The 26,088-nt window shown below is 44.1% G+C and carries 39 protein-coding genes and 1 pseudogene; 39 read left to right on the top strand and 1 reads right to left on the bottom strand.

Going from position 1 to position 26,088, the window contains the following annotated elements:
- The first annotated feature begins 82 nt into the window (after nucleotides 1-82).
- From J2S08_RS01380 to J2S08_RS01335, 10 genes are all read left to right on the top strand, one after another.
- Nucleotides 83-469 carry a hypothetical protein gene (locus J2S08_RS01380; protein WP_307225921.1) on the top strand — a complete coding sequence of 129 codons (387 nt, stop codon included), beginning with the start codon at nucleotides 83-85 and terminating at the stop codon, nucleotides 467-469.
- A gap of 16 nt (nucleotides 470-485) precedes the next feature.
- Entirely contained in the window at nucleotides 486-662 is a 177-nt protein-coding gene (locus tag J2S08_RS01375) for a hypothetical protein (protein WP_307225919.1), read from the top strand.
- Nucleotides 663-685: 23 nt separating this feature from the next.
- Nucleotides 686-1,630 (top strand): hypothetical protein, encoded by a 945-nt coding sequence (locus J2S08_RS01370; RefSeq protein WP_307225918.1) that lies wholly within the window; start codon nucleotides 686-688, stop codon nucleotides 1,628-1,630.
- Nucleotides 1,627-1,797, top strand: coding sequence for a hypothetical protein (locus J2S08_RS01365; protein WP_307225916.1), 171 nt, complete (start codon nucleotides 1,627-1,629; stop codon nucleotides 1,795-1,797). The genes J2S08_RS01370 and J2S08_RS01365 overlap by 4 nt, the downstream gene beginning before the upstream one ends.
- A gap of 6 nt (nucleotides 1,798-1,803) precedes the next feature.
- Nucleotides 1,804-2,295: a SprT-like domain-containing protein gene (locus tag J2S08_RS01360; RefSeq protein WP_307225914.1), complete on the top strand. Its 492-nt coding sequence runs from the start codon at nucleotides 1,804-1,806 to the stop codon at nucleotides 2,293-2,295.
- Entirely contained in the window at nucleotides 2,289-2,582 is a 294-nt protein-coding gene (locus tag J2S08_RS01355) for a hypothetical protein (RefSeq protein WP_307225912.1), read from the top strand. Before J2S08_RS01360 ends, J2S08_RS01355 begins: the two co-directional genes overlap by 7 nt.
- Nucleotides 2,583-2,690: 108 nt before the next feature.
- Complete coding sequence (locus tag J2S08_RS01350; RefSeq protein WP_307225910.1) at nucleotides 2,691-3,065, top strand: helix-turn-helix domain-containing protein; 375 nt, start codon at nucleotides 2,691-2,693, stop codon at nucleotides 3,063-3,065.
- Nucleotides 3,066-3,084: 19 nt separating this feature from the next.
- Complete coding sequence (locus J2S08_RS01345) at nucleotides 3,085-3,834, top strand: P-loop NTPase family protein (RefSeq protein WP_307225907.1); 750 nt, start codon at nucleotides 3,085-3,087, stop codon at nucleotides 3,832-3,834.
- 203 nt (nucleotides 3,835-4,037) lie between these two features.
- The gene (locus J2S08_RS01340; RefSeq protein WP_307225906.1) at nucleotides 4,038-5,180 is read left to right on the top strand and encodes a DnaB-like helicase C-terminal domain-containing protein; all 1,143 of its coding nucleotides are present in this window, start codon (nucleotides 4,038-4,040) and stop codon (nucleotides 5,178-5,180) included.
- A 13-nt stretch (nucleotides 5,181-5,193) separates the two neighbouring features.
- Nucleotides 5,194-6,150 (top strand): toprim domain-containing protein, encoded by a 957-nt coding sequence (locus J2S08_RS01335; RefSeq protein ID WP_307225904.1) that lies wholly within the window; start codon nucleotides 5,194-5,196, stop codon nucleotides 6,148-6,150.
- A gap of 135 nt (nucleotides 6,151-6,285) precedes the next feature.
- Here J2S08_RS01335 and J2S08_RS01330 read toward each other — a convergent pair whose 3' ends face one another.
- Entirely contained in the window at nucleotides 6,286-6,501 is a 216-nt protein-coding gene (locus tag J2S08_RS01330) for a helix-turn-helix domain-containing protein (RefSeq protein ID WP_307225902.1), read from the bottom strand.
- A 159-nt stretch (nucleotides 6,502-6,660) separates the two neighbouring features.
- On the opposite strand from J2S08_RS01330, the gene J2S08_RS01325 reads away from it, so the two are divergent.
- The 29 genes and pseudogenes from J2S08_RS01325 to J2S08_RS01190 all read left to right on the top strand — a co-directional run bounded on the left by J2S08_RS01325 (nucleotide 6,661) and on the right by J2S08_RS01190 (nucleotide 26,085).
- Nucleotides 6,661-7,284 (top strand): sigma-70 RNA polymerase sigma factor region 4 domain-containing protein, encoded by a 624-nt coding sequence (locus tag J2S08_RS01325; RefSeq protein WP_307225900.1) that lies wholly within the window; start codon nucleotides 6,661-6,663, stop codon nucleotides 7,282-7,284.
- Between the two features lie 230 nt (nucleotides 7,285-7,514).
- Entirely contained in the window at nucleotides 7,515-8,018 is a 504-nt protein-coding gene (locus J2S08_RS01320) for a hypothetical protein (protein ID WP_307225897.1), read from the top strand.
- Nucleotides 8,019-8,384: 366 nt separating this feature from the next.
- Nucleotides 8,385-9,098, top strand: a complete 714-nt coding sequence (locus J2S08_RS01315; protein WP_307225895.1) for a single-stranded DNA-binding protein — start codon at nucleotides 8,385-8,387, stop codon at nucleotides 9,096-9,098.
- A gap of 12 nt (nucleotides 9,099-9,110) precedes the next feature.
- Nucleotides 9,111-9,479 (top strand): group I intron-associated PD-(D/E)XK endonuclease, encoded by a 369-nt coding sequence (locus tag J2S08_RS01310; protein ID WP_307226143.1) that lies wholly within the window; start codon nucleotides 9,111-9,113, stop codon nucleotides 9,477-9,479.
- A 20-nt stretch (nucleotides 9,480-9,499) separates the two neighbouring features.
- The gene (locus tag J2S08_RS01305; RefSeq protein WP_307225892.1) at nucleotides 9,500-10,612 is read left to right on the top strand and encodes a hypothetical protein; all 1,113 of its coding nucleotides are present in this window, start codon (nucleotides 9,500-9,502) and stop codon (nucleotides 10,610-10,612) included.
- 207 nt (nucleotides 10,613-10,819) lie between these two features.
- A complete protein-coding gene (locus J2S08_RS01300; RefSeq protein WP_307225890.1) occupies nucleotides 10,820-11,857 on the top strand; it encodes a hypothetical protein in 1,038 nt (345 codons plus the stop codon).
- A 95-nt stretch (nucleotides 11,858-11,952) separates the two neighbouring features.
- A complete protein-coding gene (locus J2S08_RS01295) occupies nucleotides 11,953-13,968 on the top strand; it encodes a DNA polymerase (protein ID WP_307225888.1) in 2,016 nt (671 codons plus the stop codon).
- Nucleotides 13,965-14,267, top strand: coding sequence for a hypothetical protein (locus tag J2S08_RS01290; RefSeq protein WP_307225886.1), 303 nt, complete (start codon nucleotides 13,965-13,967; stop codon nucleotides 14,265-14,267). Before J2S08_RS01295 ends, J2S08_RS01290 begins: the two co-directional genes overlap by 4 nt.
- Entirely contained in the window at nucleotides 14,264-14,494 is a 231-nt protein-coding gene (locus J2S08_RS01285; protein ID WP_307225885.1) for a hypothetical protein, read from the top strand. The genes J2S08_RS01290 and J2S08_RS01285 overlap by 4 nt, the downstream gene beginning before the upstream one ends.
- Entirely contained in the window at nucleotides 14,495-14,941 is a 447-nt protein-coding gene (locus tag J2S08_RS01280) for a hypothetical protein (protein WP_307225883.1), read from the top strand.
- 107 nt (nucleotides 14,942-15,048) lie between these two features.
- Complete coding sequence (locus J2S08_RS01275) at nucleotides 15,049-16,059, top strand: hypothetical protein (RefSeq protein ID WP_307225882.1); 1,011 nt, start codon at nucleotides 15,049-15,051, stop codon at nucleotides 16,057-16,059.
- Nucleotides 16,056-16,214, top strand: a complete 159-nt coding sequence (locus J2S08_RS01270; RefSeq protein ID WP_307225880.1) for a hypothetical protein — start codon at nucleotides 16,056-16,058, stop codon at nucleotides 16,212-16,214. The genes J2S08_RS01275 and J2S08_RS01270 overlap by 4 nt, the downstream gene beginning before the upstream one ends.
- A complete protein-coding gene (locus J2S08_RS01265) occupies nucleotides 16,214-16,597 on the top strand; it encodes a hypothetical protein (RefSeq protein WP_307225878.1) in 384 nt (127 codons plus the stop codon). Before J2S08_RS01270 ends, J2S08_RS01265 begins: the two co-directional genes overlap by 1 nt.
- On the top strand, nucleotides 16,590-17,096 hold the full coding sequence (locus J2S08_RS01260; protein ID WP_307225876.1) for a crossover junction endodeoxyribonuclease RuvC: 507 nt from the start codon (nucleotides 16,590-16,592) through the stop codon (nucleotides 17,094-17,096). Before J2S08_RS01265 ends, J2S08_RS01260 begins: the two co-directional genes overlap by 8 nt.
- Complete coding sequence (locus tag J2S08_RS01255; RefSeq protein WP_307225874.1) at nucleotides 17,096-17,773, top strand: hypothetical protein; 678 nt, start codon at nucleotides 17,096-17,098, stop codon at nucleotides 17,771-17,773. Before J2S08_RS01260 ends, J2S08_RS01255 begins: the two co-directional genes overlap by 1 nt.
- 367 nt (nucleotides 17,774-18,140) lie before the next feature.
- A complete protein-coding gene (locus tag J2S08_RS01250; RefSeq protein WP_307225872.1) occupies nucleotides 18,141-18,341 on the top strand; it encodes a hypothetical protein in 201 nt (66 codons plus the stop codon).
- Nucleotides 18,326-20,608: a ribonucleoside-diphosphate reductase subunit alpha gene (locus J2S08_RS01245; protein WP_307225870.1), complete on the top strand. Its 2,283-nt coding sequence runs from the start codon at nucleotides 18,326-18,328 to the stop codon at nucleotides 20,606-20,608. Before J2S08_RS01250 ends, J2S08_RS01245 begins: the two co-directional genes overlap by 16 nt.
- Before the next feature lie 211 nt (nucleotides 20,609-20,819).
- A complete protein-coding gene (locus tag J2S08_RS01240; RefSeq protein ID WP_307225868.1) occupies nucleotides 20,820-21,251 on the top strand; it encodes a flavodoxin in 432 nt (143 codons plus the stop codon).
- Complete coding sequence (locus J2S08_RS01235) at nucleotides 21,218-21,709, top strand: hypothetical protein (protein ID WP_307225866.1); 492 nt, start codon at nucleotides 21,218-21,220, stop codon at nucleotides 21,707-21,709. Before J2S08_RS01240 ends, J2S08_RS01235 begins: the two co-directional genes overlap by 34 nt.
- Nucleotides 21,710-21,724: 15 nt before the next feature.
- Nucleotides 21,725-22,765: a ribonucleotide-diphosphate reductase subunit beta gene (locus tag J2S08_RS01230; protein WP_307225864.1), complete on the top strand. Its 1,041-nt coding sequence runs from the start codon at nucleotides 21,725-21,727 to the stop codon at nucleotides 22,763-22,765.
- A gap of 11 nt (nucleotides 22,766-22,776) precedes the next feature.
- Nucleotides 22,777-22,944: a hypothetical protein gene (locus tag J2S08_RS01225; RefSeq protein WP_307225862.1), complete on the top strand. Its 168-nt coding sequence runs from the start codon at nucleotides 22,777-22,779 to the stop codon at nucleotides 22,942-22,944.
- A gap of 138 nt (nucleotides 22,945-23,082) precedes the next feature.
- Complete coding sequence (locus J2S08_RS01220) at nucleotides 23,083-23,391, top strand: hypothetical protein (RefSeq protein ID WP_307225861.1); 309 nt, start codon at nucleotides 23,083-23,085, stop codon at nucleotides 23,389-23,391.
- A gap of 4 nt (nucleotides 23,392-23,395) precedes the next feature.
- On the top strand, nucleotides 23,396-23,635 hold the full coding sequence (locus J2S08_RS01215; protein WP_307225859.1) for a hypothetical protein: 240 nt from the start codon (nucleotides 23,396-23,398) through the stop codon (nucleotides 23,633-23,635).
- 14 nt (nucleotides 23,636-23,649) lie between these two features.
- Nucleotides 23,650-24,408, top strand: a complete 759-nt coding sequence (gene thyX, locus J2S08_RS01210; RefSeq protein WP_307226142.1) for an FAD-dependent thymidylate synthase — start codon at nucleotides 23,650-23,652, stop codon at nucleotides 24,406-24,408.
- A pseudogene (locus tag J2S08_RS22350) lies at nucleotides 24,408-24,668 on the top strand (hypothetical protein); the annotation flags it as partial. The gene thyX and the pseudogene J2S08_RS22350, both read left to right, overlap by 1 nt.
- Nucleotides 24,660-25,049: a dUTPase gene (locus J2S08_RS22345; RefSeq protein ID WP_370875612.1), complete on the top strand. Its 390-nt coding sequence runs from the start codon at nucleotides 24,660-24,662 to the stop codon at nucleotides 25,047-25,049. The pseudogene J2S08_RS22350 and the gene J2S08_RS22345, both read left to right, overlap by 9 nt.
- Before the next feature lie 119 nt (nucleotides 25,050-25,168).
- Complete coding sequence (locus tag J2S08_RS01200; protein ID WP_307225855.1) at nucleotides 25,169-25,357, top strand: hypothetical protein; 189 nt, start codon at nucleotides 25,169-25,171, stop codon at nucleotides 25,355-25,357.
- Between the two features lie 20 nt (nucleotides 25,358-25,377).
- Nucleotides 25,378-25,875: a 3D domain-containing protein gene (locus J2S08_RS01195; protein ID WP_307226140.1), complete on the top strand. Its 498-nt coding sequence runs from the start codon at nucleotides 25,378-25,380 to the stop codon at nucleotides 25,873-25,875.
- Nucleotides 25,876-26,085, top strand: coding sequence for a hypothetical protein (locus J2S08_RS01190; protein WP_307225854.1), 210 nt, complete (start codon nucleotides 25,876-25,878; stop codon nucleotides 26,083-26,085).
- Nucleotides 26,086-26,088 lie beyond the last annotated feature (3 nt).

The raw sequence follows: 26,088 nt of genomic DNA, 5'->3' as shown, positions 1-26,088 counted from the left end.
AGTTACGCTTTTGTATTTCGTATTAATATACATTTTCTATACTGTGTTTATTATGGATTAAAGCTAAGGAGGGGTCGCTAGGATGGCGAAACATTATACAGAAGTTCCAGTCGAAAAGTGGAACACACGTCACTTTACGGACTATTTATGCGAAGAGCATCAACGGTTATTCGGGGTTGAGTACGTACCATACGCTTCGTGGAGACGTGAACAAGGGCAGATCGCAAATATAATCGGTACGACTAAACGAAAGGGAACGCATGATGCTCCGACGTTGAAACGTTTCATTGACGAATGCTTTTCGACATTTACACCATCGGAGAAATACGCTGGAATCAACTTTTCATTCATGTGGACGTATAGAAAGGCGTTATGGCAGCGAATTTTGGCGGACAAAGCGAAACAGACGAAAATAGAGCGTACCGAGACGACACAAGAGGATTTGAAGGAACTGGCCGAATGGCTTTGAGCGGAGGGATTTCGAAATGGAAAAGAAAGTGAGAACTTTACACGAAATGATAAAAAGTAATTTTCCGGACGCGGTGGCGGTTAGAATTTTCGTTAACTCCGAAGGAATAGAAGTTAGTCCGGAATATCGAACGAATGCCGATGGATATTCTATGCAGAAGATTAACGGGCACTGGATAAATCGAAATAATTAAAACGGAGAAGGGGAGACGATAATATGACGAACAAATTCGATATTACAAAGGTGAACGGTAAGGCGACTGTGATAGACATAGGGCATTCTTATCCGAACTTTAGCTCTTTCGCTGGTGCAGCTGGTCATCCCGATGCAGTTAACAGAACCGAACTGATAAATAACGGCGAAGATGTAAACTTATTAGTCAGAGGAAGGCATCCAGATGACAATGGCGTTCTCTACGTAGTTGCAACGAAGGACGGACGTAAAGCTATCTTCGGTTGCAGGGGGCTGAGCATTAAATACGAAATGCCCGAAATAACATATGACGAAGCGATAAAGAACGCAGAAAAAGCGATTGAAGTCCTACGCCAAGCCGCATATGCGGAAGGTTACGCGCAAGGCAAATTCGATGCGGAAATGGAAAGGGTAGCTACTGTTGCGCCGAAGGGACCGAAGGAATTGCCGCAGGAAAAGCGTGATCTTATTATCGAACAGGCAAAACAAGATGTAAAACGTTTATTGGGAGAAAGCCGAATAAGAATGGTGCCAAATCTCTGCGGAGAACTCGAATCATTTTATCCCAACTGTACCTACCCGAGGGATGAAGTAGAATTTGTTATAAACAGGGAAAAGCGGACAGTCGTTGCGTTAATAAAATATGTAGCCGGTAAGGTATGGGCGAAAGGAATCGCCAAGTGTGCCCCGGATGACTGCTTTAATAAACACATCGGAAAGGTTATCGCATTGCATCGTGCGTTAGGACTAGAAGTGCCGGGCAAATATTTAAACGTACCGCAGCCGAAGAAAGTACGTGAGGGCGATAAAATTAAATTTATTGCGCCGGACCACACCTTTGACGGAAGAATCGAAACCGTTTGTGGGGTGGACGAAGATGGGGCGATATGGACTAAAGAGTCTTCGGGATGGGTAGGAGAGGGAGATTGTGAAATTATCGACGATTCAAAAGGAGATGACCGCGAATGACTATTGATAAAACGAAATTCAGAAGTGTAATAGTTAATCGTTTATTGAGAGCAGAAGAAAATAGAGCTCGTGCAGAAGGTGATGAAAGTTGGCATAGTGCTGATTATTATAAAGGGATGACTAAGGCGTACAGAGAATTACTAAAAGTTATCGATGATTGGAGTTGATCACAAATGACCAACGAAGAATTAATGCGACATGCCGACGATTTCCTGGCGAAGGAATACGGAATGTGTAGAACGATACCTATTAAAATTAACAATCGACTAAAGCGAACTTTAGGACGATGTTTAATCGTAGGAAATGAGATCGTCAAGATTGAATTAAGTGGCGATTTAATAAAATATGGTGCTACTCAGGTAATAATCGATATCCTAAAGCATGAATTAATCCATTACGTGATGTTCGTTAAAGGACTTCCACATAGCGATGGCGACGCTACGTTTGAGCAAGAGTTGCTACGATTAGGCGTCGCAAGTTCGGGCAGGTATTGTGTCGGAATGGCTGTCGAATATAAGTGCGAAGTGTGCGGAGTCAACTACGAAGCTTTTACCAAGAGGGTCGCAGAGAAACCGCAAAAATATAGGACTAAATGTTGTGATGGAAGATTAGTAATCTTAGGGGAACGAATCTATGACGGAAAGGGGACGAAAGAAGTATGTTGAAAAAATTTCCGGTTACGTCCGGGTCAGGCAATGAGTATTTAGTGAAAATAAGCGAAAGTTCGTACTTTGAAGATTCGGTAGATGTGAAGGTTTATAGAAAAGGAAAGTTCTTTTCGAGAAAGTTATTCGAGATTCCTTTTGATGAAGAAGCACGACAATACGACTATACGGCGATGGCCATTAGTGCTGTAAATAATTATGAGCAAGGGGAAAGGTACAAACATATTCAACTTATGATGAAACAATACAGAATTAAAGAGTTCGAAGAGTGGGACGGTAATTGTTAATTAAACTGGCGAAATCAACGAATAATATGCCAATTCCGCACATTGTATTAAAATATCGAATAAACGATGCTATACTAACCTCAAAGAAAACGAAAAGAGGTTTTAATGGTGGTAACTAACGCTGATGGAGGAAAACTATTAAGAAAAGTAAGAGAAGATTCGGGGCTTACACAATCCGATATGGCAGAGATATTAAATTATGACACGAGTGTGATAAGTAAATTAGAAAATGACAAGATGTTTATAAAAATCGATTTGTATATGAATTGGCTTAAAAAATTAGGAAGAAAAGACATTCTTGCGTTAACGATTATGGGCGTACCCTTCGAAACGATAATGAAAGAATGCTTTACTAAGGAATACAAAGAAAAGCTTGAACAGATAAAAAGCCAACCACCTAGTCCTGAAGCGATAGAAAAATTCAATAAGGCAAAGAAAGAATACGGGTCTTTATGGGAGGAAATCGAAAAATTGATGAAATAATTTGGAAGGAGATGTAAGATTGGCAAAGACGAATGAAAAACGATGTTTACTCGCATCAAAATGCCGACTAGCCGCCGGCTACAAATGCGTAAATACTTGCCCGAGTTTCATAGCTTTACACGGTATGTCAGGCACAGGCGGTCGGGCAGGTGCGGCGGGTGTACCGTCTGACTATCGGCTATTAACGCTCGAAAACTCGCCCGCAGGCAAAGACCAAGCGAAATATTACGCTTTTCTAACGCAACACGTCGAAACATTCGATAGGCAATTTGAATCGGACGCTGACCGAATAAAGTCACTATATTTATGGTCGGAATCGCCCGGCACAGGCAAGACTACGACAGCAGTGGCGTTGTTAAACGAATGGCTTATACGGCATTACCTCGGCAGCCTGAAGCGAAGTCTACAACCACAGCAGCAGCCGGCTTTATTTCTCGACGTAAACGAATGGCAGACCGAATATAATCTCGCTGCCATGACTAAAGATGAAAAGGGACTCGAAGCTACCAAGCGGGTAGTCGAACGAACGAAACACGTACAATTTGCGGTTCTTGACGACATCGGCGTAAGGTCAGCGACTGAAGCCTTTCGGGCGTTACTGCACACCATAATTAATTATCGATGTGCAAACGGCTTGCCGACGGTTTACACGTCAAATCTATCAATCGAAAAAATGCAGCGAATATTTGACGTGCGTCTATTTGATAGAATGCGAGATCAATGCGCCGATTTGAAGTTTTCCGGCGAGTCAAAAAGGGGGCGACGTTAGTGCAATACGCATCGTATTTTCTTTCGAAGGTTATCGACACAAACGATCCGAAAGCACTAGATCGGTTTAACATCGCGGAATTAGATATGCCGACCAAAGCCGAAAAAGCAGCTTATCGATTCATCGTTGACTACGCCGAGGAAAATCGGGGGCAAGCCCCGTCGTATGCGACTGTAGTTGCCGAGGTCGACGGTTTCTTCTATGTGCCGGAAGTTTCGGACAGCTACGACTATTTGGCTAGAAAAATTAAATCGTACTCGGCGAAGCAAGCAGTCGAAGAGCTTTTCGTTACAAAGACATTCGAACAGAAATACCGCGAATTGAGTGGAGAAAGTTTTCTCGACTGGTTGCAAACGGAAACGGAATCTATTAAAATGAGAACAAGCGTTCGTAATAAAGTGGGAACAAACTTTACGAACGTGACCGAAAAGTTTCTTTCCGAATATGATCGACGTAAGATAGGGGAATCATTCCGTGTGTGGAAATCATTTTTGCCAGAAATCAACGAAACTATCGGTGGATACATTTCTTCGAACGTGTATGTTGTATACGGAAAGCCCGGCCGAGGAAAATCCGTAATAACACTTATGGAAGCAATCGAGGCTGCCACACAGGGCGCGAACGTGTTGATCTGGGCGATGGAAATGGGGTGGTTCGAGGTTTGGGTTCGGATATTCGTTTTTATATCCGCAAAGCAAGGCGTAACAACTGCTCACCTGCACGGATTTGATTTAACCGCCGGATTCGATTCCAGCGAAATTCGTTATGGTAAGTTGGATAAAGATTTCGAAGAAGCATTTCGGAATTTTATAGCAACCGTGAACGACCAAATCGAGGGAAATATAACGGTGCGGGCAGTAGACGACACTGATTTCGATAATAGGAGTTTACGAGCACTTGAAGCCGACATAGAAGCCACGAAAGCAGATGTCGTTGTTCTTGACCCATTTTATTACTTAGATTACGAGAAGAACACATCGAAAACGGCGGGCGGAGATGCGGCAGCAACGTCGATGAAATTGCGACACTTGGCTGGAAGAACGCAAACTGTTATTTTTGCAATTACGCAAGCAGATGAGACGAAGGAAGAGAAGGCCGAAGACGGCAATCGGGAAATTGTTCTGCCAGAGCGAAAGGATGTTAAGAAAACTACACAATTAATCCAAGACGCATATTTGCTTATCGGCGTCGATACCGATTATAAGCAAGGTCGTGGTCTTGTCGGCATAAATAAAGGACGTGATGGAGGCGAGGGCTTAGCCGTAGAAATACTTTATATCCCGCAAGTTGGTGTTGTGAAGCAACTAGAAACTGGCGAAGCTGCCGTTTCACAATTCGATTTTTAGGAGGTGACTACTAATGCCAGAACTAAAAATACGCGGACAAAAGATCGATGTCGATATCCGGGCTGAACTTGAACAATTCGATTGGGGACACCGCGCTAGTTGGAGCGACGACAAACTAAACGCAGCAAGCCCCTTTCGGGATGATCAAACGCCGTCCTTCTTTGTCAATCTTGACGGAGAATACGCTGGCACATGGGGTGACTTAGGCGCGTTTGATGACAACTGGCGTTCGGGCGGTTTCGTTAAATTGCTGTCGTTTCTGCGAGGCGAAACGTGGGAAGAAACTGCCGAATATCTACTTTCGGAATACGGGCGCACGGGCAACGATGAGTCAGAACTGCGAATAAGAATGCCGAATTTGAAGCTACCCGAAAGATTTCGACCGTTGCCGGAAATAGCCGTAACCAAAGCAACGAGTAAATATTTACTTTCGCGGGGCATTGACGCAGAGACACAGCAAAAATATGGCATAGGTCGAGGGCAACAACGAGGCTTTGTCGCGATTCCGTGGCGTACTCCGGACGGCCAGTTAGCGAATATAATGTACCGATCTGTGCGAGGTAAGTATTTCTTTTATGCCCACGGCTGGCCAATACGGAATTTAGTTTGGGGAATTGACGTTATACACCAGTCGCAGGCCAAAACCGCCGTGCTGGTCGAAGCGCCAATTGATGCATTAACTTGGGCTTCGGCTGGTGTAGCGGGCATCGCTGTAGGAGGCGTAAATTTTTCGGATGAACAAGCCGATATAATCAAACGAAGCCCAATCGAAAAGTTAGTCCTCGGCGGAGATAATGACGCAGCAGGCCGTCGATTAAACGAACTAGTGAAGGAGAAATTACGTAGGCATGTAGACTTATTTTCAGTGTGTTATGGAGATAAAAAAGACGCCAACGCTTGCGGCGCTGACGTATTAAAAACGTTGGAATGGCGCGCTGAGACGGTAAAATACCAGTTTTTAACGTGGTAAAATCGACCAGTTTTGTCGAAGGGAAAGTGCGCCATTACAACGTTTGTATGGATTTTCCTCGGCCGGAAGTCGAAACGTGTCGATTGAAACGTGTAGAAACGCGAATCGAGTTTCAATAATATGAAATTAAAGCGCTTACTGCTTGTCTGATTCGTTTGGCACAATACGAACGACCTGTTCGATCGGAACGTCGAGATACAGGCAAATTTTTTCAATAGTGGACATCGTGACTGATTGATTGTTCGATAATTTAGTTGTTGTCGCACTAGAAATGCTAAGGTCTCGCTGTAGCTGCCTCATAGATATTTTTCTTAATTTTAATTGTTGTAATAAAGGTTTATACGAAATCATTGCACCATCTCCATTTAGTTAAATATTTCAAAAATGATTTACAAAACTAAATCATATATGTATAATATAACACAACAACACAAAAATAAAAAGATTTTCTTAAAACACACCCCAACAAATATTTTTATACGTTGTTAATAGTATAGGAGGATGGAGAACATGAAAAACTTAATATCCGAATATCAAAAAACAAGAAGCGATTTAGTTTTTTCGGAGATTTACTTCACTTATTATAGTGATAACAAAAGAATTGTTGAGAAGTTGTCAGCTAAATACAAAATAGATGAGGCTGATATAGAGTCAATGATCAATGATAAGTTAATGAAAGTTGTTGAAAACCTAGATATTGCAATAGGGAATTTTAAGAAAGAAATGGCTGTAGCTGTAAAGAATGGGTGTTTGGATTTAATCAGGAAAATGAGCCGAGAGAATAGTTACCTCGCAGACAATTACCTTGTAGACGAGGATGGTGACGATTTAGAAATATTCGAAGTCGTTTCGGTTGCGCCAACAACCGATGACGAGTTTATAGTAAATTTACAAAAAAACCGCGACCAGCGCCAACTAGTCGCAGAACTTTTGCGGAAGGCCGATGAACAGACTCTCACATCGATATCAGCCTTCGTACAGACAAATTCATACCGACAAGCCGCCAAGCAAGTCGGACTCTCTTGTCACAAAGCGATGAAGAAACGAATTAGACGAATAGCACGCCAATACGACGCCAATCGTTTTGGTAGCTACCACGACTATTTTACCGTACCTACACGCTTTGTGGGGTAGAGTAAACGTTACCCAAAGTACATTATAGCGTACACTTGTTCACATATTCAACGTTTACACACGAAATAAATATAGCAAATTATTACAATTATGTCAAACATAAATCGACAGGAGGCGTTCACAATGTTATATACGGACGAACAAAATGAAAGGTTTCACGATTTATACGAAATATTTGAAATTACTGACGAAACTTTCGAAAGTAGCGAAATTAAGGCGGTTCGTATCGCATGACCAAACGTTACACAGCGACATTACACGCAATAGAACGGGCACATTTGCGATTTGGGGTTGCTTTAGAAAATGCGGAAACTTGGTTTCGGGAAGAACTACGACGAGCAAAGTACATTAGCTCGCAGGGGAGTAATAAAATTATCTACGAAAACGAAGGAAAAACGTTCGTTGTCAATGTTGACGAACGAAAAATAATCACTGTTAGACCTACGGCAGACGCTGCGTTTCTTCAGCCAATCTTCGAGAGGGAACGACGAAAAGCAAAACGTCTGCTAACGAAAACAACGCGAGCGCTTGAACTTGAAATGGCGCATCTGCTAATCGAAAAAGGCGAGCAGACACTAAATAAAGCCCGCGCACGTAATCCGAAAACACGTGCGCTTATCCAAGAAAGAATAAACGAAATAGAAGCGAAAATAAACGAATGTAAGACGGACATTGCACGGGCAAAAGATGAATACGAAAATCATTGTCGGGTGCTTTCGTTAGTTGGAGGTTGACCTATGGAGTTTCTCACAACATTTTTCGGCGTGGTTATCATATTGTGTGTGTCTTCGATGATTCTCGGGGAAGACGACGACCGGACGGAATAAACGTCTGCGTCGGTCACTGCATATGTCGATTACGTGGGCGGTGACGGGCGCGGTCGTATCCGCGGACGGCTGACCCGAAATAACGAGCGCAGGAAAGACTAACGACCATATGCATGCCCATAGGAAACGCTTAGGCGACCTAATACGGCGTAGCTTGCGAGCAAAGTCGGGACGAACCTTGTATGTGGACGTGATTTTTTCGCAGTCACCGTTTTGACAGCGAAAAGTTAGCGCAACCTGCGCTCGGACAATAGAACCGAAAGGGGTAAACGAATGAGCAATATTCGTGACATTTTAAAGCAACGTGAAGAGGCGCGTGACAAAGCGGCACAAGGCGGAGATAGCGAGTTTCCTGATGGGGTTACACGCTACGTACGAATGGGCAGGCACGGCGAGGTAAATGCCGAAGGTAGAACATTTATAATGCTTGCAAAGCCTGACGATTGGTTCTTTTACTTCGTTCACGAGGATAAAGAATACAACGGCAAGGGGTACGACTATAAGCTAAGAAAACACACGTGCCTACATTCGCCAAAGGACATAAATGCCGATCTAATGACATACTTCAAGCCGGGGAAAGACGAGTGCTTAACGTGTAAAGCCGGCGGAAAACGCAAAATGTTCGCTATTATTCCGGTTTATGATCTCGAATATAAGACGTATAGAGTCATAGATACGGCGGAATTTCATGTTAATAATCTTATAGCCGACTATGACAAACTCGAAAAGGCAGCGAAGAAGTTTTCGAAAGACTACACGCTCGTAGGTGACGCTGTTCATATTAGTCAAGTCGACAAAACGTATTCTCTTGAAAGTGGCGATGCGCCGGACGAAGCAATCGAAGCAGCAAAAGCGTACATTGGTTTCGATTTTAAATACGAAGAACTCGCAAACTTTCGAGAGGAAAAAGACCTCGTCGAATTGCTGAAGGAGGCATCGGACGAAGCGATCGACAAGAAAGTCTTAGACGAACAATTCGAATTTTAGGAGGCGGCCAAGATAGCACACGAAACACAAGTAGTAGGCGCAATAAGCGAACTGACCGCTGCCATCGCCATGATGCGGGGTTGCGGTTGGGAAGTCAGTAAGCCGGTAGTGCCGGAGGTCTACGATTTCTTAGCGCGGGACCCTGCAAATGGACGTGTTTATCGCGTCCAAGTTAAGACAATGCACTTCCGCGAAGATCGTAGGTCTCTCGTCGTATACGCTCGAAAAGGAAACGGAGAGCCATACACTAAGGACGAGGTCGACTATATTATCGGAATTGACAATGATCGTGCTTTTATGTTCGAATGCGAGGGTCAAAAAGAATATTGGTCGACAGAACAGACGGTATCGCGCCGATGGATTCAACTGCAAGTCAATTAAAACGAAAAGGGGACGATTTTATGGCGAAGCTTTATGACGTAAAAGTTTTAGATATGGTTGACGGTGAAGTTAAGAAAATTGAGTATGACGGCCATGTTTACGTTAAGACATCGGCACCAGCACAGGTTGGCGACGTAATGCTGGAAGTACGGGGAACATCAACACGTACAGCAGACGCCTTTTACAAAGTCGAGAAATTAGACGACTATGTGCGAGTGTCCGACGATAGAAACGGGCTTCACGGGTGGGTCAAGGAACAACAAGGAGACTATTTCTATATTTTCCGCAAAGTAGGCGATTCCCAGTTTCGAAAGATTGACCGCAAACCTGCCGTTGGTGACTATGTGAAATTTAACGAAGACTGCTGGGATGCGTCGGCCGGCGTATACTATGAAATTATCGGCATTGACGAAGACGGTGACTTAGAGTTTATCGATGACGTAGGAGACGAAAACATAGCGATGTTCGAACACGATGACTTCGAAGTGTTCGAAAAGGTTGTCGATAAGCCGAATAAGCCGAAATTTAAAGTTGGTGACTACATCGTTCCATTGCCGGAGACAAACGGGAGATACAGAATTACCAATACGGAAATGAAACTCGGAGTTGTTAAACGTATTATGTCAAATAAACGTATAGAAGTAGAGGTTTTAAATCACGAAAACAAGCGCGAAAAAGGCTATACAGCTTATGTTGAGGAAAGATATTTCCGCCATGCGACCGAAGAAGAAATTTTTAATCCGGGAACGAAAGTGCGGCTAAATATACCGGAAGGGAAACGTCCTCGATACGGTTGGGGTTATGTGGAAAACGGGGTAATCGGTGAGGTTCGTAGAGTAGTAGTAGGGCGCTTAGGCGAGAAAAAAATCGTTGTAGACTTTCCTTGCAATGGGAAATGGTACGGAGACCCATCCGAACTAGTAATCGTAAATGACGACGTTGAAATTCCGAAATATGAAGTTGGGGATATCGTCCGAATTGTAGGGATTCATCACGGACGTAAAGGCATGATCGGGGAAGTTTCGTGGGTCGACGATCACGTAAGTGTATTAACTAAAAAACCCGAAAGAGTAGATGAAGCCGAAGCAGTCGAACTGATCGCAAAGGCTTCGGATAGGTTTGACATTAAATGATTTCGCCCATCATCGACTTTTGTGCAAGTTGTGACGCGCCAATACGCGAAAGCACGACGGCTTATTACGACGACTACGAAGAGCAGCATTTTTGTTCCGGCGGCTGCTTTCGCGACTGGTGCGCGGACAATCACGAAAAGATAGTCCAGTTTTATCGAAAAATGAACGTCAGTAAGGAATTTTTATAATCCGAAGGAGGACGTTAATATGGCGAAAAATTACGTTAAGGTCGAAAGAGAACCCCGAATTGGTGACTATATCCTGTACGAAAAGGCTCTGCTCACACGGTTGACTCCTGGGAAACATTACAAAGTGGTTGATATTGACGAATACGGCGATGCCTTTGTTATGGATGACCTCGGTGATTACTACGATACAGGCGGTACTGACTTTGAGATATTCGAAGAAGTTGAATTGAAAGTCGGGGATTTTGTGAAAGTGCTCAACGGAAATAGTTACTCCGAAAAAGGCGACATATTGAAAGTCGTTGCAGTCGACCGTTCAATTTTTCCATATAAGGTCGAACATTTAGACGGAACATACGCAGGTTGGTACTCTGATAATATCGTGACAAAAGCGACGGAAAACGAAGTATTCGCTCAATTTAAAATCGGGGATAGGGTACGCCTTTTGTCAGGCGGTGGGGATGCACCACTTTGCGGATATCGCAATGGAGAGGTATATACGAATAATAATTGTTGGCCAGACGCGGCGCCGAATGACGGATTAATCGAGCTGGTGGGCGGGGATGTCCCGCATGGCTACGCAAAGCCGTCGCAACTCCAAAAGGTTAGTGACGAAACCAAGCGGCTTCAAGTGGGCGATTACGCAAAACTTAAAAATACGGTCGGGAACGTGGCAGGTTTTAGAGCCGAAGATATCGTCGAGCTTAGATACAACGAAGTGGGAGCTTCAGACTTCAAAGTAAAACTACTGGCCGGACCTTTATACGGATACACTAACGAAGAAAATTTACTACCAGTTTCGGCCGAAGAAGTCGAAGAAGCAAAACGATGGGCAGCTGTTTCGAGACGACCGAACGAATATAAAAAGGGCGATATTGTACGTGTAATTGAGTCGCCCAATGCTCTTCCAGTCGGGACGATTTTCGAGGTCAAAGCTATAGGAAACGATTATGTGCGCGACTATAGAGGCAATGTCTACGTTATTCGTAGAAAACGTGTGGAACTCGTTGCTCCCGTAGAACAGCGCGTGGACATCGACAAAGAAGGGAGCGACGAATAATCACACCGAAGCTTACACTTAACATTCGACAGCCTACGGAACCTACTGAACGAATACAGGCGGCAATTAAACGAAAGAAGGCGGCTACTGAAACGTTGGAAGAAGCATGGGCGCGGATATTCGAAATGAAGAATACCGCCCCGGACCATCGAAAGCTAGTTGAAGTTAGGCAGGCGATGGCTGACGGACAAATCGGGCGTGAACCTGCTTCAGTGGACAAACGATTTAGCAAGGCCGAGGCTTTACGAATTTGGCGGCAACTAGAAGAAAAAAGGCAGGCCGAAGTACTTCGTCAAATGGTCGAGGAAACGCCTGACAATTACTGGCTGATCACTGACGAGACGAAATTGGCAAAATTCTTATCGATCTTGGAGACCGAAAAAGAAATCGTATTTGACGTAGAAACAACGGGGACTGACATATACAGCGACTACATCGTAGGGCACGTTATCACCTCAGTTAAGGCAGACATTCACGCGTATATCCCTACGAAACACAAAACGAATAATAAACAATTGTCAAACGATTTAGTAAACGAACGATTAAAACCGATTTACGAAGATAGTTCCATCGGTAAAATCGCGCATAATGCGAAGTTTGATATACACATGCTACGAAATGAAGGCATAATACTTCGAGGGTTAACATGGGATACACAAGTCGCCATGCATGTATTAAACGAAAATGAGCGTTTTAACGGCGGTTCGTACCAGCTTAAAGAGTTAGTATCGAAGTACCTCGGAATCCCTTCGAAAACATACGGCCAACTATTCGGAAAAAAGGGCTTTCATGAAATCGAATTAGACATAGCGCTTGCTTATGCGGCCAAGGACGGAGACGTAACGTTAAAACTACGTAATTTTCAGCGACGCCATCTCGATAAAATCGATTTATTAAAGTATTACGAACAGGTTGAAAACCCAACAATCGGAGTTTCTATCGAAATGGAGCAGGCGGGCTTTGTGTTGGATATCGAAAGGGCAAAAGCTTTGTCAAAGCAACTTTCAAACGAGTTGGCGGAAGTTGAGCAAGAATTACGGAAACATTTCGGAGATATCAATTTCAATAGTCCGACACAACTAAGTAGGAAGTTTTATGAAGATTTACGTTTAGGACGCCATCTGCCAAAAGGTACGAAAAAATCAACGGATGTTAAGACGCTCGAAATACTAGCTCCACATCATGAGGGCATTCGAATACTTTTACAATATCGGGAAAAAACAAAACTTCTCGGCACATATATCGATGCCCTTCCGAAACAGGTGCGGGATGACGGCAGAATACACGGTAATTTTAATCAGATGGGAACCGTAACAGGACGTTTTTCTGCCAATTCTCCTAATCTACAAAACCAGCCGTATTTTGCACGCCAATTATTCGTGGCACCGCCGGGTCAAGTAATTCTTTCGGGGGACTTTAGCCAGCAAGAGCCACGTTGGCTCGCTCATTACACAGGCGAAGAAGTCCTCGTTAATGCTTATCGAGAGGGTCGCGATCTATATTCAACCGCAGCCGCAGAACTATTCGGAAAACCTATCGAAGAATGCGGCGACGGTTCTGTGTATAGAAAGATGATGAAAACGGGCATTCTCGCGGTTATGTACGGCACCGGACCGAAAACATTAGCCGCACAGCTTGACATTACTGAAAAAGAAGCCCGAGAGTTTATCGAACAGTTTTACGCCAAATATCCGAAAGTAAAGGCGTGGATAGATAGCAATGAATTATTTGCCAAACGCAAAGGATACGTAAAGATGTTCATGGGAAGAAAACGTAGATTACCTGAAGCAAAGTCGCGAGATCGGTACGAGCAATTTCGTGCTATGCGCCAAGCAACGAATGCAATTATCCAAGGCTCGGCGGCCATACAAACTAAGTTAACTATGCTTTCCTTACAGAAGCTATGCCGCGCTAAAGGATGGACGATGGCTTTCTCGGTACACGACGAAGTGGCGGTGTATGCACCGGAAAGCCTGACGATATCAGATGTGCGAGATTTCGAAAACATTATGTTGCACACCGTTAAACTATCCGTTCCTAACAAAACTGATATCGAAATTAGCCGTAGATGGGGCGAAGGAAAAAATATAGGGGAGTGGTTTCAAATATGAAAATAACGCAGGAACAAATTAATGAATTATTTTTCGAAGGTGAAATCGAAGTAAACGGCGCTAAATATAAGACCGTCGAGGAAGGAGATTTCGAGCAGGGCGTCAAATACCAGACAGCACATTTAATATTTACGGACGGCAAAAAACATTACCTCTCGTATGTAACTCGAAGTGGCTCACCGTTTACTGATTGGGAGTACGAAGATTGGAACGATGCCGCAGTCTATGAAGTAGAACAGCGCGAGGTAGTTGTTAAGGAGTGGGCAGTGGTCAAATCGAAAGGGGATGGCGAGGAATGAAAATCGATGATCTAATTAGGCATTACGAAGAAAGGCTTGTTCTTTTACAAGGAAGCATCGATGAAATAAACGAAAGGTATGGCGATGATTTCGACGTCATCGACGCTTGTGGTGCCAATTACGACGATGCATACGCACTAGGCGACGAACATGGTGGTATTTATGCGGAATATGACGCAATAAAACAGTTTATTTCCGACTTAAAATCGTTGAAGGAGGTCGATTAAATGTTTGACTTAGTATTTGTAGGCGCAGAAGCTCACGGCTACTATAGCGGTGCACATGCTTGCGAGGGTGTTTTCGTACGTAGAGACTATTACGAAAAATATAAAGAAGAACTTACAAATGTTTTCGGATTTAAGACCTTTTGTGAATTAGACGGAAAGCATTCAGAGGTTGAAGGCGATTTAATAGTTAAAAATATTAATAGTATTACGGATGTTGCCGAAGTTGTTTTCGATTTAAACGCGGACTACGATACGTATGTTTTTGAAGATTATATCGAAGAAGAGGACTATCAGGAAGAGTTATCTAAGCACATCTCAGAGGTTTATGAAAATGTAAAAAGAGTTATCGAAGATTATTCGCCATACAAAATCGCGCTAACTGCCGAAGAATATAAAAAAGTTAGTGAGTACATCGAAAAATTAAGGGGCGGGTGGCAAAATGTTTGAAATTATCGGAATTACTAGCGTTATATTTATCGGATTGTTTACGGTGGGTCTAGCGACGGGTGCTCTAAAAATTAGCGTTGATATAAAACGAAAAGGAGATCGATAATTTGACGAACACAAACGAACTAGTCACACAAATAGAAGGCGACTTTTTAGCGTTATTGGACGAATGGCATTCGTTGCCTGAAGTGTGGGACAACGGACTGGATGCGCAAATACATCGGTGGTACTCGAATCCGCCGAAAGTATTTCCCAAAAAACCGTATTTTTCACCATCTTCGACTAATTCGTGTCCTCGCGAGCTTTACGTAAAGGCGAAGGGCGCTAAGAAGGATAACTTTCGACGTCAGCCGCATCAGGCGCGCTGGCAACGTATCGGAACGAATATCGGCGATATAATACAGCGCGACTTGCTCTTTATCGAAAAGCATTTCGAAGCTAAGACGGGCAACAAGTCTCGGTTCAAGTTCGAGCGTAACGTCGCAGGCCAGCCGATGTTCGAGGACTTTGCGAAGACAAATACGCTAGTCGAACATGCAGGCGAATCGTTTTATCTGTACGGCGCGCCCGATGGCATTATGGAGTACGTAACGGACGAAGGCGAGGCAATTCGCGTCGGACTCGAAATCAAATCGAAGCAAACAACGCCTGCCCGAACGTCCTTGCATTCAATGCGAAATCCTGACGAATCACACGTAAAGCAAACGATAGCTTATTCGCATATGTTCGGCTGCGACTATTACGTAATTTTATACGTAAACGCCGCAAAGCAAGGTTGGTCTTTGACGGAAGAGCAATACGCCAAAACGCCCGACATTCGCGCCTTCTGCTTGCATATCACGGACGCTCAACGTACTGTGCTGTTCGATGAACTCGCTGAAATTAGTAAGTCAATACGAACGTCTGAACCGATGCCTCTCGATTTGTCAAAATGGACGTTTAACAATTACAAAACGGCGTGCGCACTCGATTTATCAGACGAAGAAGTGGCGGCACTAAAAACGCAAGTCCAGCGTGTTCTTCGCTCAGGGCTTTCCCTTAAGAAAAAAGAGGAGTACGTCGAAGCGTTTCAATTTATTGAAAGTGTTCGAAAGAAAGAGGAAGGGGTGCCCGTATGAAATCACGCAGAGAACGAAGACAAGAAGCACGAAAGAATGGAGCAAAATTTGTTCCGCAGTACAACGGTAAAAAGCCGAAAACATACAAGGAGGCTTTCGGCGTTGGTTATGAAAGATTCGATGGAAAATACGTTAAAGTTACGGAGGTGATTTAGTGTCAAACGATAAAGAGGTATTTTCTAAGTGGGTTAATTCGATGTGGGACGCACTCGGCGCTATGCCAAGTGACCCTAAAGAGGTTATCGGTATGTCCAACGAAGAGGTCGAAAAAGCTCACGACTATCTAGCGAAATTGGAGCAAAGTATAGCGCTTAATAACGAAGATATACTCGTTTTGGTGTCAGCGATACGTCGCTTTTTATACGAAAATATAGGAGATATAGACGATCTGTTTCCCGTCCCTGCCAATATGTCTAAAAAACAGAGGGACTTAGCGCTAGAACGGTTAGAAAAATCATATCCCGATGCCGAACTTCTTATTAAGTATTTGCAAGGGCTATACAATAGAATCGCTGCGGAGTTTAACGAAGATGAATAAACGAATATTAGCGTTCGATATCAGCACAAATCCCGGCGTCGCTGTTCTCGAAGTTAAAAAGTTAAAGTCCGGCATTAAAGTCGAGCTAAAACACGTCGACAGCATAAAGACATCGACCGCACATACAGACGCCCAACGTTACGCCTACATCGAGGCTTTCGCGGTAAAAGTTATTCACGAACACGGACCTTTCGACGTTGTTTTGCGCGAACATTTCACAAAAGGACGAAATAAGCGCTCAACGCAGACGGTATTCGGCGCGTGGGCAGCGATAGACGCAGCGTTAAACAAGTACGGTTACGAAGTGGTCGCGGAACTAACGCCGTCTGAAGTCAAAAAGGCAGCGAGTGGTAGTGGAAACGCCGATAAGGCCGAAGTCGAAGCTGGCGTTAGAAAAAGGCTCGGACTGCCGGACGACTTTACGTTTAAAAGCGATGACGAATCTGACGCGGTTGCGGTCGGCCTCGCCTATTTAATTAAAAAAGGAGTGCTTGCGTAATGGTAATGTATACAGTTGAGCAGATTCGGAAGGCCAAACGTTTTAGACTTACGAATAACGAACATTTTGACAGCGATACGGAGGTCGGCAAGTGGTACGAACTTAAAAACGTGTACGGTTTTGTGTGCCACAAAGACGAAGCAGGATATGACTGTCGACATGTTTATCGCGGAGGTATGGATGAATGCGTCGAACTCTCAATACGAGACGGCTACATCGAATACGACATTTCAACGAGTAAACAGGAAATAATCGAAAAGTTGAAAAAGCTAGAGGAGGGCGATGTTCTAGAAGCAGTTAAGAGTGATCACCACTTTACAATGGGGAGCCTTTACGTCATCGAAAAGGATGGACATGGCGATTTGTTTATCACGAGCGATATTGGCGGCTATTTTTATGTGAACATAGGGATTGACTACGAACGAAAAGCGTTTAAAGAAATACAAGCCGGTATTTTAAGTTTCTTTGATAAGAATAATTTACCCGAACTTTTTATGGAATCTTTTGTATGTAATACCGGTGGTGAGTTCCATATGACAATATCAGGAAATATGGCAGGTCTACCAATAATAAGAGATACCATCGATCGAATAGAGAAACGAGAAAAATTGCTTCGATTGCTTCAAGAACGCGCCGAGTTAGACAGAAAAATTGACGTATTGAGGGCGGAGGGGTAGGGGTGTTGCTTATAACAAAGTCCCTAATGGTTTTATTGTTTATGCTCTTCGCCATAATAGGTACGTCTGAATTACTAGATATAACATACGAGAGGGCGGCGATATCGATTTTAGCCGCTATTGTGGCGACTCTCCTCGTGCTTGGGGTGGGAGGTAATTAATTGAGAAATCTAATTTTGGCTTTTATAGCACAACTAATATATGACGTTTTAATAATGATATTAGTCGCATTAGGATTGACGTTAGTTATTAATGCGATATTCAGCGCAGACATCAACTATATGGTAATCGCTATAGTTAACGGTATATTGGCCGCCGCAAATAATCTCGTAAAATCAGTTCCGATACTCATGAGGGAGATGAAAAAGTGCGGACCTCATTAATCGAAACTTATAAAAGACTTCTAATTGATCTCGAATATGATCGTAACCAAGCGCTACGAGAATACGATAATATCGAAAATAGAAAATCCGAACTTGAGGATGAGTTGGCCAGTATTTCGGAAGGAATAAGCGAACTTAGGAAGTTAATAAACGAAAAGGAGGCGTTAGAGTGTCGGAAACAATAATCACGAAAGACGACGGCCTTCGAAAGCTACCGTTCGACCGTGTGCGACTAGATAGCTTTATCGATGCGTGCTTCGTTGACTATCCGAACCTTGAAGCGGACGAATATAAAGCGAAGGTAATTCGCTCCATCGAAGCGCATGAGCAGTACAAAGCAACCGAAATAACACGCTTGCTGACGTTACTAGCGCTGGAAAACGTCAGAATGGAGTCTCCCGATTGGACTTTCGTAGCTGCTCGTATTCTGCTTCGTTCTTTATACAAGCAAGCCGCGCGTAACCGTAGTTATGACTCGGAAAAGCGATACGGTGATTTTTACGGTCTTTTAAAAACGCTAGCTGGTAAAGGCATTTATTCGGCGGCTATACTCGAAAAATACAGCCGAGAAGAAATCGAAATGCTGTCTGCAATAATCGACCCAGAACGCGACTATCTATTTACGTATATCGGACTCAAAACGTTAGCCGATCGGTACCTAGCGACCGACCATGAAGGGCAATTATACGAACTTCCGCAAGAACGCTGGTTAATAATCGCTATGTACCTTATGCAAGACGAAGTGTCGGCTAAACGTACACAATACGTAGCTGAAGTGTACTGGGCGTTATCGAACTTATACATGACCGTCGCAACGCCGACATTGGCCAACGCAGGGAAAGCACATGGGCAATTATCGTCTTGCTTTATCGATACAGTCGAAGACTCTCTTATTGGCATCTATAACAGCAATACCGATGTGGCAAGGCTTTCGAAAGACGGCGGTGGCATCGGCGTTTATCTCGGCAAAGTACGTGCAAAAGGTTCGGCAATAAAAGGCTTTGTGGGCGCATCTTCCGGCGTTATTCCGTGGATAAAACAGCTTAATAATACGGCGGTTAGCGTTGACCAACTGGGCACACGTAAAGGAGCTATTGCTGTTTACCTCGACGTTTGGCACGCAGATATCATGTCGTTCCTAGACGTTAAGTTAAATAACGGTGACGATCGATTACGTGCACACGATATTTTCACCGGCGTTTGTTTGCCTGATTTGTTTATGGAACAAGTCGAAAAGCGCGGCGATTGGTACCTATTCGACCCTCACGAAGTGCGACGGGTAATGGGCTATTCTCTGGAGGACTTTTACGACGAAGAAAAGGGCGCCGGTACATTCCGAGAGCGCTATGACGAATGCGTCCGTAACAATGCCTTAAAGAAAACGAAAGTTGCAGCAATTGACGTTATGAAACGTTTGCTGCGGTCACAACTCGAAACAGGCGGTCCGTTCATGTTTTACAGGGACGAAGTGAATCGGAAGAATCCGAATAAGCATGCGGGCATGATCTACTGCTCGAATCTATGCACGGAAATAAGCCAAAATATGTCACCGACCGAACAGTTTAGCGAGACAATCGAGGGCGACCAAATCGTCATACGAAAGCAAGCAGGCGACTTCGTTGTATGTAATTTATCGTCAATTAGCTTAGCTCGAGCCATTTGCGGTAATGCACTCGGTCGACTAATCCGGATTCAAATTCGAATGTTGGATAACGTAATCGACCTAAATACAATCGATGTAAAGCAAGCGCAAATCACGAACCAAAAGTATCGAGCAGTTGGGTTAGGAACATTCGGCTGGCATCATTTACTAGCGAAATACGACATATCATGGGAGTCAGAACGTGCGGTTGAACTTGCAGATGAGATATACGAAGAGATAGCTTATTATACGATTAAAGCTTCGGCTGACTTGGCGGAGGAAAAGGGCGCATATCCTATGTTTATAGGTAGCGAATGGCAGACCGGCGAGTATTTCGAGAAGAGGGGTTATTTTGAAAGTCCAATGGCTCCGGCTTGGACGGAACTGAGTGCGAGAATTAGAAAGCACGGCATTAGAAACGGCTATCTCATGGCCGTAGCGCCGAACGCTTCAACCTCGATAATTGCCGGCAGCAGCGCAAGCATTGACCCGATATTTGCAGTTGAGTACACCGAAGAAAAGAAAGACTACCGTATTCCTGTTACTGCGCCCGATCTAACACATAAAACGTATGCAGTCTATCGGAAGTCAGCGTACATGCTCGATCAGTTTTGGTCTATTAAACAAAATGCAGCGCGACAAAAACACGTTGATCAAGCGATTTCATTTAATCTTTACGTACCGAATACAATTCCCGCGAAAGTACTGCTCGACCTGCACCTAACAGCTTGGCGTGCAGGGTTAAAAACTACGTATTACCTACGGTCAACTGCGAACGAAGTAGATGAATGTGAGTGGTGCAGTTCGTGATGGAGGGGAAAGCTATTAAAATACTAAAGTTCTTTCAAGCGTGGTTATTGGGAATAATTTTCGTGTGTGCTTGGTTATGCTTACTTGTGCTAACACTATTGCCTTTTATTTTGGTCGGAATTGGATTTATCGGAAGCGTAACAGGGGCTATTCTTGCGCTTCTCGTGCTTTCGCTGCTTGTAGGCATTTCGTGTGACTGGGCGGATGAATTATGGTCAAAGTTTTCATAGCTTATGCGAGTCTATCGGGTAATACAGAAGAAGTTGCGCACTTAATAGGCGTAGAACTGACGAAGGCAGGCCATAGCGTTGACTATTATCGGATATGGGACGGCGCAAGCCCGCCCGACCCTTCCGACTACAACGTATTGTTTCTTGGCTCGTACACTTGGGGCAAAGGCGCTACTCCCGACGAGGTAAAAGATTTCGTGGCAGATATCGGATACAAGCCCGAACCTGTTTACGTGTTCGGTACGGGTGATACTCAATTCGGCGGCGACGACCTTTTCTGTAAAGCTGCGGTCAAGTTGGCGCGCTTTTATAATTCGCCTGCCGAGCCGTTGAAGATCGAACAGAGTCCGCGAGGTTCGCAAGAAGAAAAGGTGCGAGAATGGGTAAGGAGGAGTCTATCATTAAATCCCTAGAAGAGATTATTAACCAAGAACCCGTTTTTATAAACGAATGGACACATAAAATTGATGTTATTGGAGACTTTGAATGTATTTATATGACTAAAGCAGAATACGAAGCTACTGAATCCCCGCATCCAAACGAATCTTATTGGTTAAAGAACAAGGATAAAATGAGGAGAGCAATCGAAAAATACCGCGAAGTGAACATTTTATTTGCTTCCTATGGTCAAGATAATTACACGGGTGATGCTTGGGTTTTATTTGAAAAGGAAGGGAAATTATTCGAAGTGAATGGGAGCCATTGCTCCTGTTACGGCCTTGAAGATCAGTGGTTTCCTGAAGAGGTCATTCTAGAAGAATTAGAGAACAGGCTTTTAAATGGAACGTTTGGGGAAGACAAATGGTCAGGAAATACTTTTAAAGAAGAGCTTTGTAAGTTTCTAGGTGTAGAATTTGTAGAGAACATGTAAAGAAAGGACGATTCAATGGCGGAAATCTTAAGAAAAGCACACGTATTAAATCCGACCAATCCGAATAAATCTACTAAACTATTCGGCGGCAAAGCGTCGGGCATCCTTAACTGGAACGACATTGCGTATCCGCATTTCTATAAGCACCGCGAGCAAATTCGCGCACTATTTTGGCGGGCGAGCGAAGTCGATATGACACAGGACGTCAAACAGTTTCCCGAATTGCCCGAACGAACCAAAAACGCTTTTTTAAAGATCATCGGCTTGTTGGCGACACTCGACGGACCGCAGACTCGAATCGCACACGCAATCAGCCAATATGCTACTGACCCGTCGGTACAGTCGATTATGGCGACTATTGCCGACCAAGAAAGCGAGCATAATCACAGCTATGCGTATGTACTTTCGTCGGTTGTTTCTTTGGCAGAACAAAACGAGTCCTTTGAAACAGGACGGAAAGACCTCGTGCTATTGAAACGGAATCAACGAATTATGGACGTTTATAATACATTTGTCGAAAAGCCAACGATAGAAAACGTTTTGAAAACGATAGTTTATACAGCTTTGCTTGAAGGGCTGTTTTTCTACAGTGGATTCGCGTTCTTTTACAACCTCGCCCGACAGCAGCTTATGGTCGGGACATCGACGATGATTAGTTATATCAATCGAGAGGAACTACAACACGGACGTTTCATAAGCGAGCTATTCCGCGCAACCTTAGCCGAAAATCCGCACTTAAACACGGAAGGTTTTGCGGATTGGGTATACGAACAGTTTCGAGTATCGGTCGAACTAGAGTCGGAATGGTCACGCTATATACTCGCGGGCATTGACGGCATTGACCTAGTCGAGATGGAAGGCTACGTTAAGTACCGCGCTAATAAAATGCTTCGCCTTATGGGACTAAGCGAAATTTACCCGGAACATACCAAAAATACTATGCCGTGGATTGAAGCGTATGTGGATAATTTCGACGGCAACAAAACGGACTTTTTCGAACAAAAAAGCCGCCAGTACACGAAAACTAGCGACTTGAACGGATTTGATGAACTTTAGGAGGGGTATTTATGCGACCTTTAAAAATTCGAAATCAGCGAATTAAACGAGACGTGAAACGGCTGCTTGAAATCGTTGCTTCTGCGAGTGAACCGGACTACGCCGAAGTCGAAGCGCTGGCAAGACGTAATGGTTTTTATTATGACGCAAAAGGCAATGTGAGGGAGTCCAAGATATGATGGCATATGTAGTTGCGATTGGGTACTTATTGTATTTTATTTTCCACGTTGCCGGTGTTTATGAGCCTACTCCGTTGGCGATAAGCCTTAATCTCTTATTAATATCGTTATGCTTTTTCGCAATAGGGAGTGATTCGCGTGGAAATCGTAGCTAAGAACGTTGATTGGTTCTATTATGTGGCCATAATTATCCTTACACTTCTATCGATTTTTTGTATGATATGTTTTATCAAAGATACTTTAGAATGGTTTAGTTTTGATTTTCCTGCTGTGCTTGCAATCGTAGTGCTATTAATTATTTCGCTATTGGGAATCGGTGGAATAGCACAGGGGCCGATCATAACCTATGATGCAATAATCACGGACATTAATGAGGTACGAGATCAGGGATATAAGATCATTGGGCAAAGAGGGAAATTATATGAAATTATAAAAACCGGAGGTTAAATCAATGGAAGTAATCGAGATTCATAACACGATTGACGAGGATGAGATGCGGGAAGCACTTACGATTCAAGTTAACGGAAAAACTCTATTCAACGTGTTTGACGGAGAACCTGAAGATCGTTTGTTAATGAGAGATTTCAACGACTGTTACAACATTGTCGATTTAATGCGTTTGGCTTATCAAGCAGGTCGGGACGGAGAAGGTTTCTCTCATGAAATTATCGACGAAAGTGAGGGCGTTTGATGGCGGAAACTCAAATGGGCGTGTGTCTTTTAGCGCATACGCAACTAAGCATGGAATTTATCGAGCAGCTATTCAAAGATGACGCTATTCCAAGTGATCTGCTCGAAAGTATGGCCGAATACACGTCCGGTCAGGCCGCAGCGCTCACGGCAATCCGATCGTGCTACAGTCCGAACAAGCCGAGCGAGATTGTCGCCAAGGAAGGCGAACGTTATTTCGGCTCTAAAGCAACTGACGGTAAGGCAGGAACGGAAACTGATCGACTGATTCGGTTGATTGTTGCGTCAGGCCATACGTCAACACTTGAACATCTAACGTTTACTTTCGCAATCGAAGGTGTTAGTCGCGCACTACTGGCGCAATTAACACGACATCGTGTTGGCTTTAGTTTTAGTGTCCAGTCGCAAAGGTACGTTCGGATGGGCACTTCGGATAAGACGGGCGGTTTCGATTACGTCTTGCCTGAAAGCATAAAAGAAAAGCCAGCCGGAAAAGCGTTTTTTGAAACAGCGATGCGAGACGCACAAGAACATTACGACGTCTTACGTGAAATTGGCATACCGCCCGAAGATGCGCGCGCAGTATTACCGAATGCTGCAGCGTGCAATCTCGTCTTGACCGCAAATTTACGTTCTTTGCTCGACTTTTATTCAAAACGACGTAAAGGGATGGGCGCGCAGCACGAAATTACTGTGTTAGCGGAGCGTTTAAAAAGTGCCGTCGTTGGGGTCGAGCCTTGGGCGGAACAATTATTCGAAAAGGGGTATGTTTGATGGTTATGTATCTTAAAAAGCCGGTTGTTGTCGAAGCGATAAAGTTCGAAGACACGCCCGAAAGGATTCGTGAATTAGCCGATTTCATGAAAAAACAAATCCAAGTGCTCCGTGGATATCCGGTACCTTTCGTAGAAATAGAGACGCTAGAAGGCGTAATGGTGGCGAACGAAGGCGATTACATCATAAAAGGCGTAGAGGGCGAGTTCTACCCTTGTAAGCCCGAAATTTTCCACAAAACGTATGAAAAGTTGGGCGACAATGTCGAAGGGCATATCCGATCTGTCCGTAAACTCGAAACGTTATTTGCCTTACAAGCCACGTTGGACGAACGTATTATTGACGAACGCGACATCGATAAGACACTTGACGAGTGGGTAGCCGGACTAACGATCGCCATGGAAAGCGAAATCGATGAAATTCGGCGCGAAGTAAACTGGAAGTGGTGGAAGAATCCGAAAGAAGTCGACCTTCCTGCGCTTCAAGGCGAGGTAATTGACTTGTGGCACTTTCTCTTATCGTTGTCGCGCGTTGTTGGTCTGACGCCTGAAAAGATTTATACTCAATATACGGAAAAGAATGCGGAGAATCACGCCCGCCAAGCAGGAACAAGCGAAAAGGAAGGATACGAGGTCGAATGAATTTTAATGAAATCGAACGGAAGTTGTGGCGTAGAGCACAACGGGAACTAACGCTCAGGATTGGAGCTACAGGCTTAAAAGCGCCGGCTAAATATACAGTTCGAGGAGACGGTAGTCTATTGTCACTAGATCGTTACTGGATTCCAGTTGTATTTTTCTCGGAAGATCGAAAATTACACGTAACTAATGAGATTGTCCGTTACTCAAGCAAGCCGGTATCAGTCGAGGAATTAGCGACACTCGAAAAGGTATTAGAAGAGTGGCTTGACTGGCTCGAAGTGGGAGCAGGTGGCGACTTATCGGAATAATTACGTCGGTAACATTGGCGGTGCAACTACTTTCGGCACCGCCTTCCATAGAAGCTGCCGAACTAGCCCGGTCGGTCGCTCCTAACGCACAAATTTGGCGTCAGCAGGCGGAGGAACGAAAGCGAGAGATCGAGGCTTTACGTTTAGAAAACGAGCAATTACAGGCTGAAATCGCTTTACTACAGGCCGAAATTGAAAACGCCGGTTGGTATCCGTTTGAAGCAACGGCATATACGGCCGACTGTATGGGCTGTATCGGCATCACCAAGACGGGCATCAACGTTAAGGACACGGAATATTACGAAGACAAGCGTATAGTCGCAGTTGACCCGAGAATAATTCCGTTAGGCTCGACATTAGAAGTACAGTTGGCCAACGGCACGCAATTTAAGGCGACCGCACAAGATATCGGTGGGCTAATCAAAGGACGAATAATTGACGTTCTTGTGGAAAACGAAGACACTGCGAAACAGTTCGGCAGGCAGGCGGTAAGCATACGAATGAAGGAGGGCGTTTAGATGGAAAAACCTAAACTAGTACTTACTCGGGAAGATTGGTATCACAATTGCGGAGATGGATGCTGCTTCGACTTCGGGGCGGATTTATACATTAATGATGAGCGAGTCGAAGGTGTTGACCTTAGTGACGAATCGCCCGAAGATGCATTGGAAGCTGTGTTGGAGCACTTAGGTTACGAGGTCGTGTGGGATGAGGGTAGCGATGACTAAGGT

Origin of the sequence: Bacillus chungangensis, from assembly GCF_030812995.1 — a bacterium.
Lineage (GTDB): Bacteria > Bacillota > Bacilli > Bacillales > Bacillaceae_C > Bacillus_CF > Bacillus_CF chungangensis.
The sequence above is the reverse complement of the archived record's forward strand: the minus strand, read 5'-3'. Positions and strand labels throughout refer to the sequence as shown.